A 17813-nucleotide genomic window follows, 5' to 3' on the forward strand; every position below is an offset into this window, starting at 1 on the left:
CGGAAACCCCCATGAGCAAGGGAGAGACTTTCATGGCAACAACAGGGAAGTTCAGGAAGGCCCGCCTCCTGGGCGCCTTCCTGACGATGGCGACCGCTTTCACGGTCACCACGACGGTGGGAGCATCACCTGCTTCCGCCGCAGTCACCGATGCGCAGAAGGTGGCCGGGATCAGCAGGTGCCTGGGGCTCTGGGCCCAGGACGGCAGGATCAAACTCCAGCACCAGAGCCGCTGCGGACCCAACGGCTCCTACCACATCCATGTCTGGAGCCCGGGGCGCGACACCAACAGCGGCACCTACACCTACGCCGGCGTCGCGCTGACGTTCAACAACCCCTGGCCGGTGCCCGAGGGCACCAACATCTGCGCCGAACTCTGGTACCACGAGCCCGGTGGCGGCTATTCGAGCTGGGGCCTTCCCTGCGACAGGATGTGACGCCGAGAACCAACGCGCGGGAGGCGGCTGCCTCGGTGGCCGCCCCCCGCTGCTGTACCGCGCTGCTGGAACACGAGAGGCTTCGCGTACTGATGCCGGGAGAGCACCGGGGCGAGATCCCACAGCCGAGCCGGCCGGACATGAGGAAGCCCTAACAGATGCGTCGATGACGCGACGTCTGGTGACATACGGCGTTGTCTGGATTACGCGCAGGGGCGAGCACCCCGTGGACAGTGACCCAGCCCGTGGGAGCGGATCGCGGGAGGCAAAGGGCTGGACGACCGTATGGGCCGCCCGGACCGGACCGAGCCCAGGGCATCCGTCCGGGTCATCGCCCGCCCGCGGCGGCCGGCGCGTGAGGCCCGAACCAGTCGAGTGGGGCGACATGGCTGCAGGCGTTGCACCCGCGACGCGCGGGGACCATAACGTACCGGTGAGCTTGACCTCGTTCGTCGGCCGGCGTGAGGAGGTCGCCAAGCTGCTCACCCTGCTGTCCTCGCGGCGCCTGCTGTCGCTGACCGGGGTCGGCGGGTGTGGCAAGACGAGGCTGGCGCTTCGGGTCGCCGAGAGCCTGGCCGCGTCCGGCGCCGACGGCCCCTGGGTGGTGGACCTGTCGGCGGTCAAGGAGCCGGATCAGCTGAGGCGGCTCGTGGCCTCGACCCTCGACCTCCTGTTGGAGCCGGGCAGCGACCAGCTCGCCGGTCTGGCCGGCCAGTTGGCTCACCGCGAGACGCTGCTGTTGCTCGACACGTGCGAGCATCTGCTGGCACCGGTGGCCGAGCTGACCGATCGGCTGTTGCGCTCGTGCCCCCGGCTCACTGTCCTGGCCACCACGCGGGAACCCCTCGGCGTCGAGGGCGAGACGGTGTGGCGGGTTCCCGTCCTCGATGCCGCCGAGGCCCGGCAGCTCTTCGCCGAGCGCGCGATGCTGGTCGCTCCGGGCTTCGACCTGCACGGGGTCGAGGCCGACGTGAATGCGGTGTGCACGAGGGTCGACCGGCTCCCACTCGGCATCGAACTGGCGGCGGCCTGGGTCAGGGCGCTCGTACCAGCCCAGATCGCATCCGGGCTCGAGGACTCGATCCGGCTGCTCACCGGCGGACCTCGAGGGGGCGTCGCGCGGCATCGGACGCTCAGTGCCTCGATCGGCTGGAGCCACGCGTTGCTCGACCCCCGCGATCAGGCGCTGTTCCGCCGCCTCGCGGCGTTCGCCGGTACGTTCGACATCGACGCCGTGGCCGCCGTGTGCGCCGGCCCCGGCGACCCGGTGCACGATCTCGCCGACGGTCCCGATCGGGAAGCTGCGCTGCCCGTCGACTGGCTTCGGCCGCTCGGCCGGCTCCTCGACAAGTCGCTGGTCACCGTACGGGAGGTGACCGGGCAGGTCAGGTACCGCCTCCTGGACACCATCCAGCAGTACGCCGAGCGGGAGCTGCGGGCGGCCGGGGAGGAGGACACCATCCTGGGCCGGCATCTCGACCACTTCCTGCGCCTGGCGGAGGAGGCCGAGCCGGGACTGGACCTCGACCAGGACACCTGGCGACCGGTGCTCGACGGTCATCACGACAACCTGGTCAAGGCGCTGCGTTGGGGATTCGCGGGCGGACCCGCGCGACGGGCGAAGGCCTGCAGGCTGGTCGCCGCACTGGGGCGCTACTGGTTCCTGCGCGGTCTGTCCACCGAGGGGCACCAGTTCCTTGACCTCGCCCTCCGTTCCGTCGAGGACCGCGCGGTCCGCCACCGCCTGCTGGCCGGGCAGGCCGCACTGGCCATGGTCAGCGGGCGCGGTGACCTCCTCGATGACGCGGTGGGCGAGGTTCGCGACGACCCGGCCCCGGACCAGGTCTCCCGCGCGCGGTCTCTCACGATGCGCTGTTTCCGGGCCTTCTTCCGTGACTTCGAGGAGACCCAGCGCCTGGCCCGGGAGGCCCACCACGAGGGCGAGCGGGCGGGCGACCCGTTCTCCCGGGACTGGTCGCTGGTGATCGAGGGATACAGCCTCCAGACACGGGGCCTGAACGATGAGGCCCGGAAGGTGGCCCGCCGGGCCTACGCCGGCAGCGTGGTGCGTGGTGACCGCTTCTGCGCCGCCTTCGCTCGTGGGATCGAGATCTTCACGAACATGCACACCGGCGACGTCCGGGCCGCGGTGGCCGTCGCGGACGAGGCGGTCAACCTCGCGCGGCCGCTGCGGGACTATTTCGCCGTCGGCACCAACACCGTCAACGCCGCCCACGCGATAGGGCTGTCCGGCGATCTGGACCGTGCTCGCGAGCTGATCGACCCCGTGGTGAGGTCGGTCGTCGAGACCGAGGACGCCGACGTGGTCGGATTCATGGTCGCGGACGGTCTCGTGCACCTGTGGTCCGGCGAACTCGAGGCGGCGGTCCGCACGTTCGAGCGCGGCGTCCGGCGACGCGCCGACGGGTCGATCGAGTGGATCGGGCTTCGCTGCCTGCCGGGCCTGGTGGGAGCGCTGCGACGGCTGGCCCGGCTGGAGACCGCCGAGACGACCGCGAAGGAGGGTGTCGAGCTTGCCGAGCGGCTGCGGACCCCGTACGAGCTCGCCCAGCTGCTGGACGAGCTGGGCAGGCTGGCCGCGCCGGCCGACCGGGGACGGGCCCGCGACCTGCTGCACCGGTCGCTGGCGCTGCGACACGACAATGGGCTGCTCACCTGCTTGGTCGACTCGCTCGAAGCGCTGGCGGAGCTCGACGCGGGCGAGGACGTCCACCGGGCGAGGGCGGCCCGGCTCCTGGGTGCGTGCGAGACGGCCCGCGAGCGGATGGGATACCCACGGCCGCCCGTCGACACGGCGGCTGCCGCCGCTCTGGTCGCCGAGCTTCGCGACAGGCTCGGCGCGGACTTCGACGGGCACCGGGCAGCAGGTCGGGACCTCACGCTCGCGGACGCCGTGGAACTCGCGCGACGCGGCCGAGGCAGCCGCGACCGCCCCAGCGCCGGTTGGGAGAGTCTGTCACCGGCCGAGCGTGAGGTGGTCGTCCTGGTCTGCGCCGGCCTCAGCAACCCAGCGGTGGCCGGCCGGCTGTTCATGAGCCGGTCCACGGTCAAGAGTCATCTCAGCCGGATCTACCAGAAACTCGGAGTGGCGAACCGGACCGAGCTCGCGGCATACGCGAGCTCCCACACCGATTCCCGCAGCTGATCGCCCTGGCCCGGCGACCGGGCCGAGGCGACACCCGAGACGATCACGGCGGCCTGCTCACCGAGGCCGCCGGCCCCCGCCGGGGTACGCGCCACCGGCGGGCGGGTGCCGAGAGGACTCCATGGGCGACCGCGGTGGTCTGCGGCGCGGGCTCCATGTCAACGATCCTCCCGTTTCAGCGATCGTCCCGGCGGGCAGTGCTGCGACGCAGGCGACCCCAGGGTTTGCAGACCGCCAGGACCGTGGCGAAGGTGAGCACGGAGAGGGACACGGCCGGCGGGAAGAACAGTCTCCCCACCTGCGTGGACGACGGTGTGCCGGTCAGCAGGTGTTCGCCGTATGCGCCGACCGCGTCCATGCCCGGCACAAGCAGGACGACGATGAGGATGCACAGGGCCAGGTTGAGTGCCAGTTTCACGGCGACCCACCAGTAGCGGACCAGTCCCCAGGCGGTGCCTACGCCCAGCACGACGCCCGTCGCCAGACACGCGAGGCCGGATCCCAGCATCGGCCGGACCACGAACTCCGCCAGTGCCCGGTACGCCAGGCTTCGCACGTTCACCTCAGCGCCGAACCAGCCGGTGAGCACCAGCACGGCCACGATCACGTCGATCCCGATCCAGGCGCCTGCGGAGATGACGTGGAGTACGAGCGTGGCGCGCCGCCAGCTCCTGGGGAGCCGCCAACGGGATGCGGCAGCCGGTGCCGACCGGCGCTCCGGGGTCTGAGAGGTCACTGCGGCCCCCGGCGCATCCGATGGGTCAGGCTCACACCGGCGCTGATCGCCCGCACCGTGCACAGCAACCGACCGAGCAGGATGAGGGCCGCTGGTGCCGGTGCGGCGGGTGGCTTCGCCGGCGGACCCGATCGGCACGATCATGGACGGCTCCTCGTCGGTATGGCTGGACGCTCCCTTGCTCTCAATCCTGGGAACGGGCGCAGCGTGGTACATCGGCCAGGTGGCCAGTCGTGCATACGCGCCAAGCCGCTCCGTACTCGCCGAGCCCTCACGTCACGTTGCCAGGGTCCCGGCGGACGGGGCGCGGTGTCGTGAACATGGGCCACCTGGCCGATGTTCGCCTCGGGGCACCTGCGCAGGATCCGGAGCATGAATCAAGCCAACGACACGGCAAGACCGGATCCCGTGGTCGGATCTGGTCGCTTTCCGGCGACGGACATGCCGACCAGGCTGCTGCTCCTGCTGGTGGCACTCGGCCTGCCGCGCACCGTCCTGGCGGATCTGGACCTGGTCCCGCCGGAGAGCGGACCGCTCTACTACGTGCTGGCGCTCACGCCGTTCGCGGCGTGGCTGCTGGTGGCGACGGTTCGTGAGAGCCGCCGGCCGTTCGCGGACTTCCTCGTACTCGGGATCCTCTACGGGCTCTCGCTGGCGGTGGCCCACCAGGTCCTGTGGAATGCCGCGGCGGGGTACGGGCAGAGCCCGCCTGCGGACGCCGTCGAGTTCGCGGAGCGGTTCGGTGCCGGCTGGCACGAGTTCGCGTTCCGCGCGTACACGAGCGGGATCGCCATGTCGATCGGGCTCGGCACCGGGCTGGTCGCGGCCCTGGTTGCCGTCGGTGCGCGCGCGTGGCGGTCCCACCGTGCTCACTGACTCGCCCGGCCGAGCAAGACGGTGGCGATGATGGATGCGGGCCGGCCGTGCGGCGCTGGTAGGACAGGACCAGGCGGCGAGGAGAGGGGCCCAGGCGACCAGGGGCACCGTGCAGGTCGTTGGTACGACGGGTTTGAGATGCCGACCTACTTCCGCACCAGCCCGAAGGAGAGCAGCGCGGCGCCCTCGGTCATCACGCTGAGCAGGACCAGCCAGAGCGGCCCCCACACCGCGACCGGCCTCCACGATTTACACCCGAAGTGGGGCAAATCGTGACGAAACACCCGGTCAGCGATAGGGACAAATCAGGACAAAGCGGGCAATGGGTCGGTTGGGTGAGCGTTCGGGCCACAGGGGTCGGGTACACGTGCCCTCGTCGCCTACCTTCGGAGTCAGCCATGACGGTCACCCGCCCGCGCGTGCCGGCGGCCGCCCGCTCGGGGCGGCCGTCGCCGTCGCCGGTCGCGCTGCTCGCGCTGGTCGGCGTGCTGTACGCGGCGGCCCAGCTCGTCCTGGTCTCGCCGCGGATGGGCATCGGCTGGGACGAGGCCATCTACGCCAGCCAGTACGCCGCGCACGCCCCGCCCGCTCCCTTCAGCGCGCCGCGCGCCCGGGGGACGTCGCTGCTGGTCGCGCCGGTGGTGGCGGTGACCGACTCGGTCCTCGTGCTGCGCCTGTACCTGACGGCGGTCTCGTCGCTGGCCCTGTTCGGCGCGTTCCTCGTCTGGACCCGGGTGCGCGCCGACCGGTCGGCGCCGCTGGCCGCGCTGCTGTTCGCCGGGTGCTGGCTGTCGCTGTTCTACGGCAACGAGGCCATGCCCAACCTGTACGTCGCCCTCGGCGGCGTCGCCGCCACCGGCCTGCTGGTCCTGGCCGTCCGGGCGGTGCGCGCCTCCGCCGCCCGCACGGGGCGGGGGTGGGACCCGGGGACCAGGCTGGACTGGGGACGGACCAGCGGGGCGGACCGGTGGCGGCAGTGGGGGCCGGCCGTCGCGCTGGCGGCCGTGCTGGCCGTCGTCTCGCTCATGCGGCCCTCGGACGCGCTCGTCCTGGCCGTCCCGCTCGCGGTCGCCGCGCTGATCGCGCTCCGGCGTCGCGCGCTCGTCCCGCTCGCGGCCGTCGCGGCCGGTCTGGCCGTCGGATGGGGCCAGTGGCTCGCCGAGGCCGCGCAGGCGTACGGCGGCGTCGCGGCCCGGATGCGCGGCGCCGGACAGGCCAACCTGACCGGCTGGACCGTCTCGCTGGTGGAGCACGCCAGAGCACTCGATGGGCCCTCGCTGTGCAGGTTCGGGGTCAGGTGCGGGGAGGTCTCGCCGGTGGCGCTCGCGTGGGGGCTCGCCATCCCGCTGATGACGCTGCTCGGCCTGTGGACGGCCCGACGCTCCGGCGGGTCCGGCCCGCTGCTGCTGGCCGCCGTCACCGGTGTCGCGACCGCGCTGCCCTACCTGTTCTACGTCGGCTACGCCGCTCCGCGCTTCCTGATGCCGGCGTACGCGCTGCTGTCGCTGCCCGTCGCGCGGGCCGTCACGGGACCGCGGCCGGCCGGCCGGTGGCGGGCGCCCGTCAGCGCGCTGCTGGTCACCGGCGTGCTGGCCCACCTGGCGCTCCAGGGCACGTACGCGTACCGGATGGCGGCCGGCACGTACCGCGACCGGGAGCGGATGGAGCTGGCCGCGAACGCGCTGCGCGCGGCCGGGGTGCGCCCGCCCTGCCTCGTCTACGGTCAGTCGGGTGTGCAGCTGGGCTACCTGCTCGGCTGCGACTCCCAGGGCGTCACCCAGCGCTTCGCCCGGCGTCCGCCCGACCGGGTCCGCGCCGCCGCCGACCGGGGCGCCCAGGTCGTCATCGTGCACACCCGGGTGCCGCTGCCGCCGTACGCGCGCCAGTGGCGGCCCCTCGACCTGCCCGGCCGGTGGAAGGCCCGCATCGCGCCCTGAGCACGTCCACGTGATCCGAGCACAGGAGGGGTGACATGCCGAAACACGCACCTTGGCAGGAGCCTGCGCCGCTGTCCGCCCGGCTGCTGTACGCCCGGCGCTCCGGCGCGCCGATCCCGCCCCACGCCACAGGAGTCCGGTCATGACCGCCGGGGCCGAGCCGCGGCGCGCGACCCGGCAGGAGACGGCACGGACGCGGCAGGAGACGACGCGGCAGGAGACGACGCGGCAGGAGACGGCGGGGGCGCCGCAGGAGACGGCACGAGGGCCGCTCCGGGGGTCGGTGCTGTCGGCGCTGCTCATCGGGATCGGCGTCATGGCCGCCGTGGACGAGCTGGTCTTCCACCGGCTGCTGGGCTGGCACCACTTCTACGACCGCGCCACGCCGCGTGTCGGGCTGCTGTCGGACGGGCTGCTGCGCGCCGCCGAGCTGGTGGCCGTCGTGGGTGGCTGCTTCTGGCTCGCCGACTTGCGCCGCCGGGCCGCGCTGGTGGCGCGGGCGGCCTGGGGCGGGTTCCTGGCCGGAGCGGGGGCGCTCCAGGTGTTCGACGGCGTCGTCGACCGCAGGGTGCTGCGGGTCCACCAGCTCCGCTCCGGCGTCGACCCGCTGCCCTACGACCTGGCCTGGAACCTGGCGGGCCTGGCGCTGCTGGCCTGCGGGATCGCCCTCGCCGTACGGGCAGGGGGGCGGCCGGCAGCCACCCGCGCGCCGGACGGCGGCCCCCGGACGACGGAGCGGCTGCCATGACGCCCGGCCAGCACGCCGGCTGGACCGCCTGGCTGCCCGCGCTGCTCGCGATGCTCGTCCACGCCACGGTCTACCTGGTGGCGGTCCGGCGGGCCGGAAGAGAGGGCGGCGAGCCGGCCGCCCGCACCCGCCGGTGGAGCCCCTGGCGGACCGCGTCGTGGCTCAGCGGCTGCGTCCTGCTCGGCCTGGCGCTGTCACCGCTCGTCCCGCCCGGCGACGTCGGGCACATGGTCCGCCATCTGCTGCTCGGCATGTTCGCGCCGCTCGGCCTGATCATGGCTGCGCCGATGACCCTGCTGCTGCGGGTCGCCCCGCGGAGTCTGGCCCGCCGCCTGACCCGGCTGCTGCGCACCCGCGTGGTGCACGTCATCAGCCATCCCGTCACCGCGGCCCTGATCAGCGTCGGCGGCCTGTACGCGGTGACGCTCACCCCGCTGTACGCCGCCGGCCTGGCGAACCCGGCGCTCCACCACCTCGTGGACCACCTCTACCTGGCCTCCGGCTGCCTGTTCACGTGGGCCGTCGCCGGGCCCGACCCGGCGCCGCACCGGCCGGGGGTGCCCACACGGGCCGCCGTCCTCATCGGGGCGGCCGCCGCGCACGGCTGGCTGGCCAAGCACCTGTACGCGACCGTGCCCGGCTTCCAGGAGGCCGCCCAGGTCATGTACTACGGCGGTGACGTCGCCGAGCTGCTGCTCGCTGTCGGGCTGTTCGCCGCCTGGTACCGCCGGGTGGGACGCCGCCGCCCCGTGCCGGCGCCCGCCTGATCGTCACCCGGACGGAGGGCGCCGCGGCCCCGTCACAGGTGTGCCCGGCGCACGTCCACGAGGAAGTCCTCGACCCGGGCGCGGTCGGGCGCGTCCGGCAGGACGCTGCCGGACGCGGCCACCTCGGCCCGCAGCGCCGCCTGCCAGGCCGCCACCTCCGCCCACGGCAGCTCCCCGCGCCGCACCGCGAGCAGGCGGTCCCGGTGGCCGTCCACCCGCACCATCGGCTCGCCCGTGCGGACCAGGTGCAGCCCGCTCAGCAGCAGCCGGATCATGTGCATGGCCTGCTTCCACCTGGGCGCCTCCGGGTCCAGCCGGCGGAACTGGGCGTCGGCGTACCCCGTGAACGTCTCCTGCGCCCGCCGCGACAGGAAGGCGCCCCGCAGCCCGAGCAGCCGCGCCCCGAACGGCGTGACCACCTCCACGATCGGCGACCACAGGCACTCCAGCACGGTCGGGTTCGCGTCGAGGGCCAGCCGGCAGAACCGCTCCACCTCCCACGAGAACTGCTCGGGCAACGGCCCGTCGCGGTGCGTCGGAGGCTTGTCCAGCCGCCAGAAGTCCTCCGTCGGAGCCACGTACACGCCACGCCGGTCGGTGTCGGAGCCGTCCACGTCCAGCCCGTACGCCCGCGACCCCACCACCACCGACAGGATCACGTCGTCCATCCGAAGCCTCCTCGCGCCGGGTCCGCACACCGTACCCGGCACGATGATCGGGCGGCGCGCCGGGGAGGGGGTTGCGCGGAGGTCGGGGCGCTGATCTGATCGAGAGGGTGAGCGGTTACGACGACGTCCACCGGCGCAGCATCGAACGACCCGAGGAGTTCTGGGCGGAGGCGGCCCGGGCCGTCGACTGGGAGGTGGCCCCCGAGACGGTCCTGCGCGAGGGACGATGGTTCCCCGACGGGCGGCTCAACACCTGCCACAACGCCCTCGACCGGCACGTCGCCGCCGGGCACGGCGAGCGCACGGCCCTCGTGTACGACAGCCCCGTCACCGGCACCGTCCGCAGCTTCACCTACGCCGAGCTGCTCGACCAGACCGCCCGCACCGCCGGGATGCTGCGCGACCTCGGCGTACGGGCGGGCGACACGGTGGTCATCTACATGCCGATGGTGCCCGAGGCGGTGGTCGCGATGCTGGCCTGCGCCCGGATCGGCGCCGTGCACTCGGTGGTCTTCGGCGGGTTCGCGGCGGCCGAGCTGGCCGTGCGGATCGACCACGCCGAGCCCGTGGTGGTGCTGTCGGCCTCGTGCGGCATCGAGCCGTCCCGGCTGGTGGAGTACAAGCCGCTGCTCGACGCCGCCCTGGAGCGGGCGCGGCACCGGCCGGCCCACTGCGTGATCCTGCAACGCCCCCAGCACCCGGCGCCGCTGGTCGAGGGGCGCGACCTCGACTGGGAAGCGGCCGTGAGCGCCGCCGCCCCCGCCGGCTGCGTCGCCGTGGCGGCCACCGACCCGCTCTACATCCTCTACACCTCCGGCACCACCGGCGCCCCCAAGGGCGTCGTCCGCGACAACGGCGGCCACGCCGTCGCCCTCCAGTGGAGCATGTCCCACGTGTACGGCGCCGCGCCCGGCGAGGTCTTCTGGGCCGCCTCCGACGTCGGCTGGGTGGTGGGCCACTCCTACATCGTGTACGGCCCGCTGCTGGCCGGCTGCACGACCGTGCTGTACGAGGGCAAACCGGTCGGCACTCCCGATCCCGGGTCGTTCTGGCGGGTGGTGGCCATGCACGGGGTGCGGACGCTGTTCGCCGCGCCGACCGCCATCAGGGCCATCAAGAAGGAAGACCCCGCCGGAGATTTCGCCAAAAAGTGGGACCTGTCCAGTTTGCGATACCTGTTCCTGGCGGGGGAGCGGCTCGACCCCGAGACGTACCGATGGGCCACCGAGCTGCTCGGCGTGCCCGTCATCGACCACTGGTGGCAGACCGAGACCGGTTGGCCCGTCGCCGCCAACTGCGTCGGCCTCGGCGCGCTGCCCATCAAACCCGGCTCGCCCACCAAGCCCGTGCCCGGCTACGACGTGCACGTCCTCGACTCCGACGGCGCCGACTGCCCGCCCGGCGCGGAGGGGGCCGTCACCATCAGACTGCCGCTGCCGCCCGGCACGCTCACCACCCTCCACCGCGACCACGCCCGGTTCACCGAGGCCTACCTGTCGCGCTACCCCGGCCACTACCTGACCGGCGACGGCGGCCACCTCGACGACGACGGCTACCTCTACGTCATGGGCCGCATCGACGACGTCATCAACGTCGCCGGGCACCGCCTGTCGACCGGGCAGATGGAGGAGGTCATCGCCGCCCACCCCGACGTGGCCGAGTGCGCCGTCATCGGCGTCGCCGACGACCTGAAGGGGGAGCTGCCCGTCGGGTTCGTGGTGCTCAAGGCGGGCGCCGGGCGCGACCCGGCCGAGGTGGAGCGGGAGGTGGCGGCGCTGGTGCGCGAACGCATCGGCCCGGTCGCCGCCTTCCGCCGGGCCGTGGTGGTCGCCCGGCTGCCCAAGACCCGGTCCGGCAAGATCCTGCGCGCCACGATGCGCGACATCGCGGCCGGGCGCGCCTACCGGACCCCGTCCACGATCGAGGACCCGGCGGCGCTGGAGGAGATCGCCCGCGTGCTCTGACGCCCGCCCCCCCGCGACCGGTCCGGAGGCCCTGATGACGGAGACGCTGAGCTACGCCGACGCCCTGAAGATCCTCGGCTGCAACGAGAACCGGCTCGTGAAGGCCGCCGAGTTCGCCGCCAACGCCACACGTACCGGCTGGGCGCTCGCCGGCGGCGCGCGGATGGCGCTCACCCTCGCCGACCTCAAGGAGGACGCCGTCAGATACGGCGAGCACGTCCTGCGCCGCGCCCCCGGCTGGAAGGCCGACGTCAACCGGCACACCCGCACCCAGCGGCTGGCGGCGGCGCACGCCGTCATCGTCGTGTCGGCCTGGTTCGAGGCCCTGGACGAGGCGAAGCTGCCGTTCACGCTGAGCCGGCTCGGCCTGGACCGGGGCGAGCAGGCGGCGCTGGCCCTCGGTGGGCCGGCCGCCGACGGATTCGCCCGGCTCGCCGAGGCGCTGCTGGCGCGGCGGCTGCCCGCGCCCGCCCCGCACCGCCCGTACGCGGCGACCCGCGAGGCCGTCGGCGCCGCCCACCGCGAGATGGCGCACGCCCTGGCCCGGTACGTGCGCGGCACCCCCGTGTGGGACGGGCTGTCGCCCGACGACCAGGTGCGCCTGCCGCTGCTGCTCGCCGACGGACCGCCGGCCAGGGCGCTGCGGATCTACGACGAGGACTACCGGCTGCTGGCCGCCGCGGGCCCCGAGCTGGCGGTGTGGAGCCTCGGCCAGGCCGCCGACGAGGGCAGGAAGGCGGGCAAGGGCCATGCCAGGGCCGACACCCGGGCGGCCGGCATCGGGCTGTCACGGGTGGCGCGGCTGCTGGCCGAGCTGGCGCCGCCCCGCGTCGGCGACCATCCCGCCGTCCACCGGCTCAGGCTGGCCGCCAGCGCACTCGACCAGCCGCTCATCGCGGCCGGCGCGGTGCCCGACGACGTGACGCTGCCGCTGCTCGGCGAGGGCTACATCAACCCGCGGATGCGGGTGGCCGAGATGACCCGCGAGGCCACCCCCGCCGTGAAGAGCTGGTGGGAGGAGCAGGCGGGGCTGCCCGACGCCGAGGCGTTCCTGGTCGGCCACCTCACCTCGCCGCACGCCACCCGCGCGCCGCTGGTCGTGCTCGGCGAACCCGGCGCCGGCAAGTCGAAGCTGACCGAGGTGCTCGCGGCACGGCTGGCCAGCTCCGAGTTCCTGCCCATCCGGGTGGAGCTGGGCGACGTCGCCGCCGGGTCGTCCGTCACGGGACAGATCGAGCAGGCGCTCACCGCCCTGCTCGGAGCGGAGACGACGTTCGCCGAGGTGGTCGAGGCCGCCGAGGGCGCGCTGCCCGTCGTGCTGCTCGACGGCCTGGACGAGCTGGTCCAGGCGGCCGAGTCCGACCGCTACGACTACGTGGAGCAGGTGCGCGCCTTCCAGCGCCGCCAGGCGGGGCTGGGCCGGCCCGTCGCCGTCCTCGTGACCTGCCGGACCGTGGTGGCCGACCGGGTGCGGTTCCCGCACGGCGTCCTGGCGGTCCAGCTCCGGCCGTTCGACGACGACCAGGTGGGCGCCTGGCTGGACGTCTGGGCCCGGACCAACCGCGCCCCGCTCGCCCGCCACGGCCGCCGGCCGCTGCCCGCCGCCGTCGCCCTGGCCCAGGGCGAGCTCGCCCGGCAGCCGCTGCTCCTGCTGCTGCTCGCCCTGTACGACGCGGCGGGCAACACGCTCGCCGACGACGGCTCCGGGCTGGGCCGGGCGCAGCTGTACGAGTCGCTGATCAAGGACTTCGCCGCCAGGGAGCTCGCCAGGGACCCCGCCGTGCGGGCGCTGTCGGAGGCCAGGCGGAGCAGGCTGGTGGAACGGGAGCTGGTCCGGCTCGGGGCCGTGGCGCTGTCGATGTTCGTCCGCGGCCGGCCCGCCGTCACCGGCGACGACCTGCGACGCGACGTGACGGCGCTGTGCGGGGCGGAGGCGGGGGAGGAGTGGGCCGGGCGCGCGACGGGCGGCTTCCTGTTCGTGCACCGGGGCGAGGCGCGCGGCCACGCCTTCCTGCACGCCACGTTCGGCGAGTTCCTGGTCGCCTGGCTCGCCGTGTACGCGGTGCGCGACCTGGTGCGGCGGCAGGACCTGGCCGAGGACGAGCTGATCGCGGTCTCCCCTCAGGATGCCGACGACGACCTGCTGTACGCCGTCACGTCGTTCTCCTGCCTGGCCGAGCGGGGCCCCATCGTGGGGTTCTCCATGGAGCTGCTGCGCCGGCTGCCCCAGGAGGTGCGGGTGCGTGCCGCGAACCTGCTGGCCGGGCTGCTGCGCGGCGCCCTGCACGAGCGGCGGCGGCGCTCCTTCACCGGCTTCGCCCCGGTACGGCACCCGCTGACCCGGCGGCTCGCCGCCTACTCCGCCAACCTCGTGCTGCTGGTCCGCGGCGTGTCGGAGGGACCGGTCGGCGTCTCGGCGCTGCTGCGCGACACCCCCGGCTTCGAGCGGTGGAGCTCGCACGCGCACCTGTGGAAGAGCCAGCTCGGCCGTGAGGGGTGGACCGGCCTGATCCGCGGCCTGCCGGCCTGCCGGGTGCCGGGCGACGTGCTGCTGGGCGGCGCCGCCGAGCCGTGGGACTTCGACGCCGCCGGCTGGTGGTTCACCGGCCCTTCGGACTCCGCGGGCCCGGCGCCCGGGGCGGGTGGTCGTGTCCCAGGCCCCCGCGAATCGGCCCCCGGCTCCGCCGAGCAGGTCGTCTGGTTTGCCACCCGGGCTCCGGACGAGCGGCCGTACCTGCTCAACCGCGACCTCGACCTGCTGACCGACTCGCTGCCCGACCGTGACGGCGTCGTCGTCGTGACCCGCACGTCGGGCCGGGTCGTCACCCTCACCCGCCTGGTCGAGGAACTGCTCATGAGCGGCTCGCTGCCGGTCCGCGAGCGCGTCGCCCGCTACCTGGACGCCATCGCCGCCCTCACCGCGCTGCCCGCCTCACGGGGGCGGCGCAAGCTGGACCTGCTGCTCCGGGCGCTCGCCCTGGAGGGGCCCGACCTGCCGTTCGAGGACCGCGCCCGGATCGTCGCCGAGCTGCTGCGGGCCGACGTCGGGCGTGACGTGCTGCGGCCGCTGCTGGAGTCGATGCTGTTCGAACGGACCGACAGCCTCACCCTGCTCACCGGCGCGGGCGTCCCCGAGGAGGTCCTGCGCGACGCGCACCCCTCCTAGAAGAGTGGTCTCCCGGAACGGCTTCGGAGTGGACGTGTGCCACCAGTCCACTCTGCCGATACCTTTCCGGCATGCTGACCTTGGACGGGTGTGGGGGATCGCGGTGAGGCTCACCGTGCTCGGAGGATGCGGGGCGTGGCCGGGGGCCGGTCAGGCGTGCAGCGGTTACCTGGTCGAACGGGACGGGTTCACGGTCCTGATCGATCCGGGGTACGCCACGTTGCCCCGGTTGCTCCAGCTCACCCCGGCAGAGAAGATCGACGCGGTGCTGGTGACCCACGGCCACCCCGACCACTGCGCCGACCTGAACCCTCTCCTGCGCGCCCGGAGTCTGGGGCACGCGCGCCCGCCCGCGCTGCCGGTGTACGCGCCGGACGGAGCGCTCGACGCCGTTCTCCGGCTGGACGAACGCATGTCGGCCCGCGCTGTCGTGCTGCACGACCTGGTGCCGTCCCGCGTGGTGGAGGTCGGGCCGTTCCGGCTGGAGACCTGGGCGCTGCCGCACCACGTGCCGAACGCCGGGCTGCGGCTGAGCGGCGGCGGCAAGGTGATCGCCTACACCGGTGACAGCGGCCCGGCCGACACGCTGGTGGACCTCGCCAGGGACGCCGACCTGCTGCTGGCCGAGGCTACCCATCCGGAACAGGTCCCCGGCGAGGACGCGCCCTACCTCTCCACCGCCCTCCAGGCGGGACGGACCGCGGCGACGGCGGGAGCCGCCCGCCTGCTGCTCACGCACCTGTGGCCGGGGACCCCGCCCGAGCGTGCGCTGGCCGCGGCGGCGAGGTCCTACTCCGGCGACCTGGCCGTCGCCTCAGGGGGCGTCACCGTGTGCCTGTGAGGGTGGGTCGCCGGCCGGGTGTCAGCCGGGGGAGTCGGAGGCCGGCAGCTCGACCGTGATCGTCAGCCCGCCCTCCTCGCGCGGCCGGGCGGTGACGGCGCCGTGGTGCGCCTCGGTGATGACCCGCACGATCGACAGGCCGAGACCGCTGCCCCGGTCGGAGCGCAGCCGGTCGCCGTGCAGCCGCCGGAACGGCTGGAAGATGGTCTCGATCTCGTACGGCGGCACCTGCAGCCCCGTGTTGGCCACGACCAGCTCGACCCGCTCGCCCCGGTGCCTGGTCGTCACCCACACCTCGCCCTTGGGGTGGTTGTGCCGGACGGCGTTCTCCACGAGGTTCTGCACCAGCCGCTCCACCAGCACCGCCTCGCCGGTCGTGGGCGCGGCGTCCAGCAGCCGGTGGATCGTCACCTCCCGCTCCGCGGCCTCGCCGGCGGCCTGGTCCAGCACGTGCTCGGCCACGTCGCTCAGGTCGAACGGCCGCCGGTCCAGCACCGCCTGCTCGCCCTCGGTGAGCGCCAGCAGCCCGTCGATGAGCCGCTCGTGCCGGGCGTTGACCAGCAGCAGCGACTCCCCGAGCCGTTTGACGTCGTCGGTCGCGTCGGGCCGGCGCACGGCCACGTCCACCAGCGTCCGGTTGATCGTCAACGGGGTGCGCAGCTCGTGCGAGGCGTTGGCGACGAACCTGCGCTGCCCGTCGAAGGAGCGGGCGAGCCGGCCGAGGATGGTGTCGACGAGGTCGGCCAGCTCCTTCAACTCGTCGGCCGGTCCCTGGTGGCCGATGCGCTCGGTGAGGTCGTGGGACTGGGCGACCCGCCGTGCGGTCATCGTGACGGAGGTCAGCGGGCGCAGCACCCATCCGGCCACCCGCCAGCCCAGCCCGAACGCCGCCGCGGTGACGGCCGTGACCGTCAGCGCGCCGATGAGGCGCACGTTCGCCAGGACGTCGCGCTGGTAGACGGACAGGACGTGCAGCACCCGGTCGCGGGCGATCTCGTAGCTGTCCTCGAACCTGTAGAGCCGCCAGTAGAGCCGCCCGGCATTCGGCACGTCGATGTAGTCGGGGGTGACGAGCCCGGTGCGGTAGGCCAGGCTCTGCCGCACCACCAGGTAGAGCACCGCCACCACCAGCGCGGACAGGACGAAGATGACCCCGGCGCAGGCCAGGGCGAAGCGCAGGCGGATGCTCATGGGATGCGGTACCCCGATCCGGGGACGGTCTCGATGACCTGCGGCTCGCCCAGCTTCTTGCGCAGCTTCGTCATCGTGGTGCGGACCGTGTTGGTGAACGGGTCGATGTGCTCGTCCCACACCTTCTCCAGCAGGTCCTCGGCCGACACCACCGCCCCACGGGCGCGCAGCAGCTCGGCCAGCACGCCGAACTCCTTGCGCGCCAGCGGCACGTACCTGCCGTCCCGGAACACCTGCCGGTGCGCCCAGTCCAGCCGCACCCCGGCCCGCTCCAGCATCGGCGGGTCCGCCGGCCGGGACCGGCGCCCCAGCGCGTGCACCCGCGCGACCAGCTCCTCGAACGCGAACGGCTTGGGCAGGTAGTCGTCGGCCCCCAGCGACAGCCCCGCCACCCGCGAGCGCACGTCGCCGGCGGCGGTCAGCATGAGCACCCGCACCAGCCGGCCCTCGCCGACCACCCGCGCGCACACGTCGTCGCCGTGCACCAGCGGCAGGTCCCGGTCCAGGATCAGCACGTCGTAGTCGTGCGTTCCGAGCCGTTCCAGCGCGGCGTCGCCGTCGTAGGCGACGTCGACGGCCAGCGCCTCGCCGCGCAGCCCCTCGGCGATCGAGTCGGCGAGCATCCGCTCGTCCTCGGCCACCAGCACCCGCACCCGTGCCCCCAAAGATCGTAAATGACGCCAGTGTGGATCAACCGGCATAACCTCGGCATAACCAGAATCGGTGACGCTCACGTTAGCGGCTGATCGCTGAACTGCCTTCCCTCTGGCCGGGATCGCCCGGCCCGGCCACGGGGGAGCGAGCCATGACATCCAGCCCGGTGGCGGCACGCCCACCCCTGCCCGCCGCACGGGCGGCGACGCCGGGGCACCGCCTGTTCGCGGTGGTCGTGACCCTCGCCGCCGCGCTGCGCGTGCTCGTCATGCTCGGGTACGACACCGCCCGGCTCTACTGGTACGACTCCTTCACCTACCTGGACACGGCGCTTCACCTGCGCCCCAACGGCGCCTTCCACCCGGCGGGCTACTCGTGGTTCCTGTGGCTGATGCGGCCCTTCCACAGCGTGGAGCTGATCGCCGGGGTGCAGCACGCGATCGGCCTCGGCATCGGCGTCATGATCTACGTGCTGCTGCGCCGCCGGTCGCTGCCGGGCTGGGCGGCGACGCTGGCGACCCTGCCCGTGCTGTTCGACCCGGCCTTCATCCGGCTGGAACACGCGATCCTGTCCGACACGCAGTTCATCGCCCTGATCGTGGGCGCGCTGCTGGCGCTGATGTGGCGGGAGACGGTGTCCGCCCGCCACCCCGCGCCGGGCG

13 protein-coding genes and 1 pseudogene are annotated in these 17813 nt (G+C 73.7%); 10 read left to right on the forward strand and 4 right to left on the reverse strand.

Annotation, left to right across the window (positions count from 1 at the left end; genetic code table 11):
- Window positions 1-32: 32 nt before the first annotated feature.
- Both CXR44_RS29135 and CXR44_RS29140 read left to right on the forward strand, forming a co-directional pair.
- Complete coding sequence (locus CXR44_RS29135) at window positions 33-437, forward strand: hypothetical protein (protein WP_144070126.1); 405 nt, start codon at window positions 33-35, stop codon at window positions 435-437.
- Window positions 438-876: 439 nt separating this feature from the next.
- Complete coding sequence (locus CXR44_RS29140; RefSeq protein ID WP_219602027.1) at window positions 877-3603, forward strand: helix-turn-helix transcriptional regulator; 2727 nt, start codon at window positions 877-879, stop codon at window positions 3601-3603.
- A 175-nt stretch (window positions 3604-3778) separates the two neighbouring features.
- Here CXR44_RS29140 and CXR44_RS29145 read toward each other — a convergent pair whose 3' ends face one another.
- Complete coding sequence (locus CXR44_RS29145; protein ID WP_219602028.1) at window positions 3779-4483, reverse strand: hypothetical protein; 705 nt, start codon at window positions 4481-4483, stop codon at window positions 3779-3781.
- Between the two features lie 297 nt (window positions 4484-4780).
- Between CXR44_RS29145 and CXR44_RS29150 the strand changes: the two genes are divergently transcribed.
- From CXR44_RS29150 to CXR44_RS29165, 4 genes are all read left to right on the forward strand, one after another.
- The gene (locus CXR44_RS29150; protein WP_101789347.1) at window positions 4781-5215 is read left to right on the forward strand and encodes a hypothetical protein; all 435 of its coding nucleotides are present in this window, start codon (window positions 4781-4783) and stop codon (window positions 5213-5215) included.
- A 398-nt stretch (window positions 5216-5613) separates the two neighbouring features.
- The gene (locus tag CXR44_RS29155) at window positions 5614-7152 is read left to right on the forward strand and encodes a hypothetical protein (RefSeq protein ID WP_101789348.1); all 1539 of its coding nucleotides are present in this window, start codon (window positions 5614-5616) and stop codon (window positions 7150-7152) included.
- Between the two features lie 142 nt (window positions 7153-7294).
- Window positions 7295-7900, forward strand: coding sequence for a DUF2243 domain-containing protein (locus CXR44_RS29160; protein ID WP_101789349.1), 606 nt, complete (start codon window positions 7295-7297; stop codon window positions 7898-7900).
- Window positions 7897-8667, forward strand: coding sequence for a cytochrome c oxidase assembly protein (locus CXR44_RS29165; protein ID WP_101789350.1), 771 nt, complete (start codon window positions 7897-7899; stop codon window positions 8665-8667). Before CXR44_RS29160 ends, CXR44_RS29165 begins: the two co-directional genes overlap by 4 nt.
- Window positions 8668-8699: 32 nt before the next feature.
- Here the strand turns inward: CXR44_RS29165 and CXR44_RS29170 are convergent, their stop codons facing one another.
- A complete protein-coding gene (locus CXR44_RS29170; RefSeq protein WP_101789351.1) occupies window positions 8700-9335 on the reverse strand; it encodes a nucleotidyltransferase domain-containing protein in 636 nt (211 codons plus the stop codon).
- A 107-nt stretch (window positions 9336-9442) separates the two neighbouring features.
- On the opposite strand from CXR44_RS29170, the gene CXR44_RS29175 reads away from it, so the two are divergent.
- From CXR44_RS29175 to CXR44_RS29185, 3 genes are all read left to right on the forward strand, one after another.
- Window positions 9443-11299: a propionyl-CoA synthetase gene (locus tag CXR44_RS29175; protein WP_101789352.1), complete on the forward strand. Its 1857-nt coding sequence runs from the start codon at window positions 9443-9445 to the stop codon at window positions 11297-11299.
- A gap of 34 nt (window positions 11300-11333) precedes the next feature.
- On the forward strand, window positions 11334-14465 hold the full coding sequence (locus CXR44_RS29180; protein WP_101789353.1) for an NACHT domain-containing protein: 3132 nt from the start codon (window positions 11334-11336) through the stop codon (window positions 14463-14465).
- Between the two features lie 103 nt (window positions 14466-14568).
- Window positions 14569-15306: an MBL fold metallo-hydrolase gene (locus CXR44_RS29185; RefSeq protein WP_101789497.1), complete on the forward strand. Its 738-nt coding sequence runs from the start codon at window positions 14569-14571 to the stop codon at window positions 15304-15306.
- Window positions 15307-15327: 21 nt separating this feature from the next.
- Here CXR44_RS29185 and CXR44_RS29190 read toward each other — a convergent pair whose 3' ends face one another.
- Together CXR44_RS29190 and CXR44_RS29195 are read right to left on the reverse strand one after the other, a co-directional pair.
- Window positions 15328-16497, reverse strand: a complete 1170-nt coding sequence (locus CXR44_RS29190; protein ID WP_101789354.1) for a sensor histidine kinase — start codon at window positions 16495-16497, stop codon at window positions 15328-15330.
- The gene (locus tag CXR44_RS29195) at window positions 16494-17150 is read right to left on the reverse strand and encodes a response regulator transcription factor (RefSeq protein WP_180903758.1); all 657 of its coding nucleotides are present in this window, start codon (window positions 17148-17150) and stop codon (window positions 16494-16496) included. Before CXR44_RS29195 ends, CXR44_RS29190 begins: the two co-directional genes overlap by 4 nt.
- A gap of 152 nt (window positions 17151-17302) precedes the next feature.
- On the opposite strand from CXR44_RS29195, the pseudogene CXR44_RS39730 reads away from it, so the two are divergent.
- A pseudogene (locus tag CXR44_RS39730) lies at window positions 17303-17813 on the forward strand (hypothetical protein); the annotation flags it as partial.

The sequence above is a fragment of the Nonomuraea indica genome (assembly GCF_002850745.1).
GTDB lineage: Bacteria > Actinomycetota > Actinomycetes > Streptosporangiales > Streptosporangiaceae > Nonomuraea > Nonomuraea indica.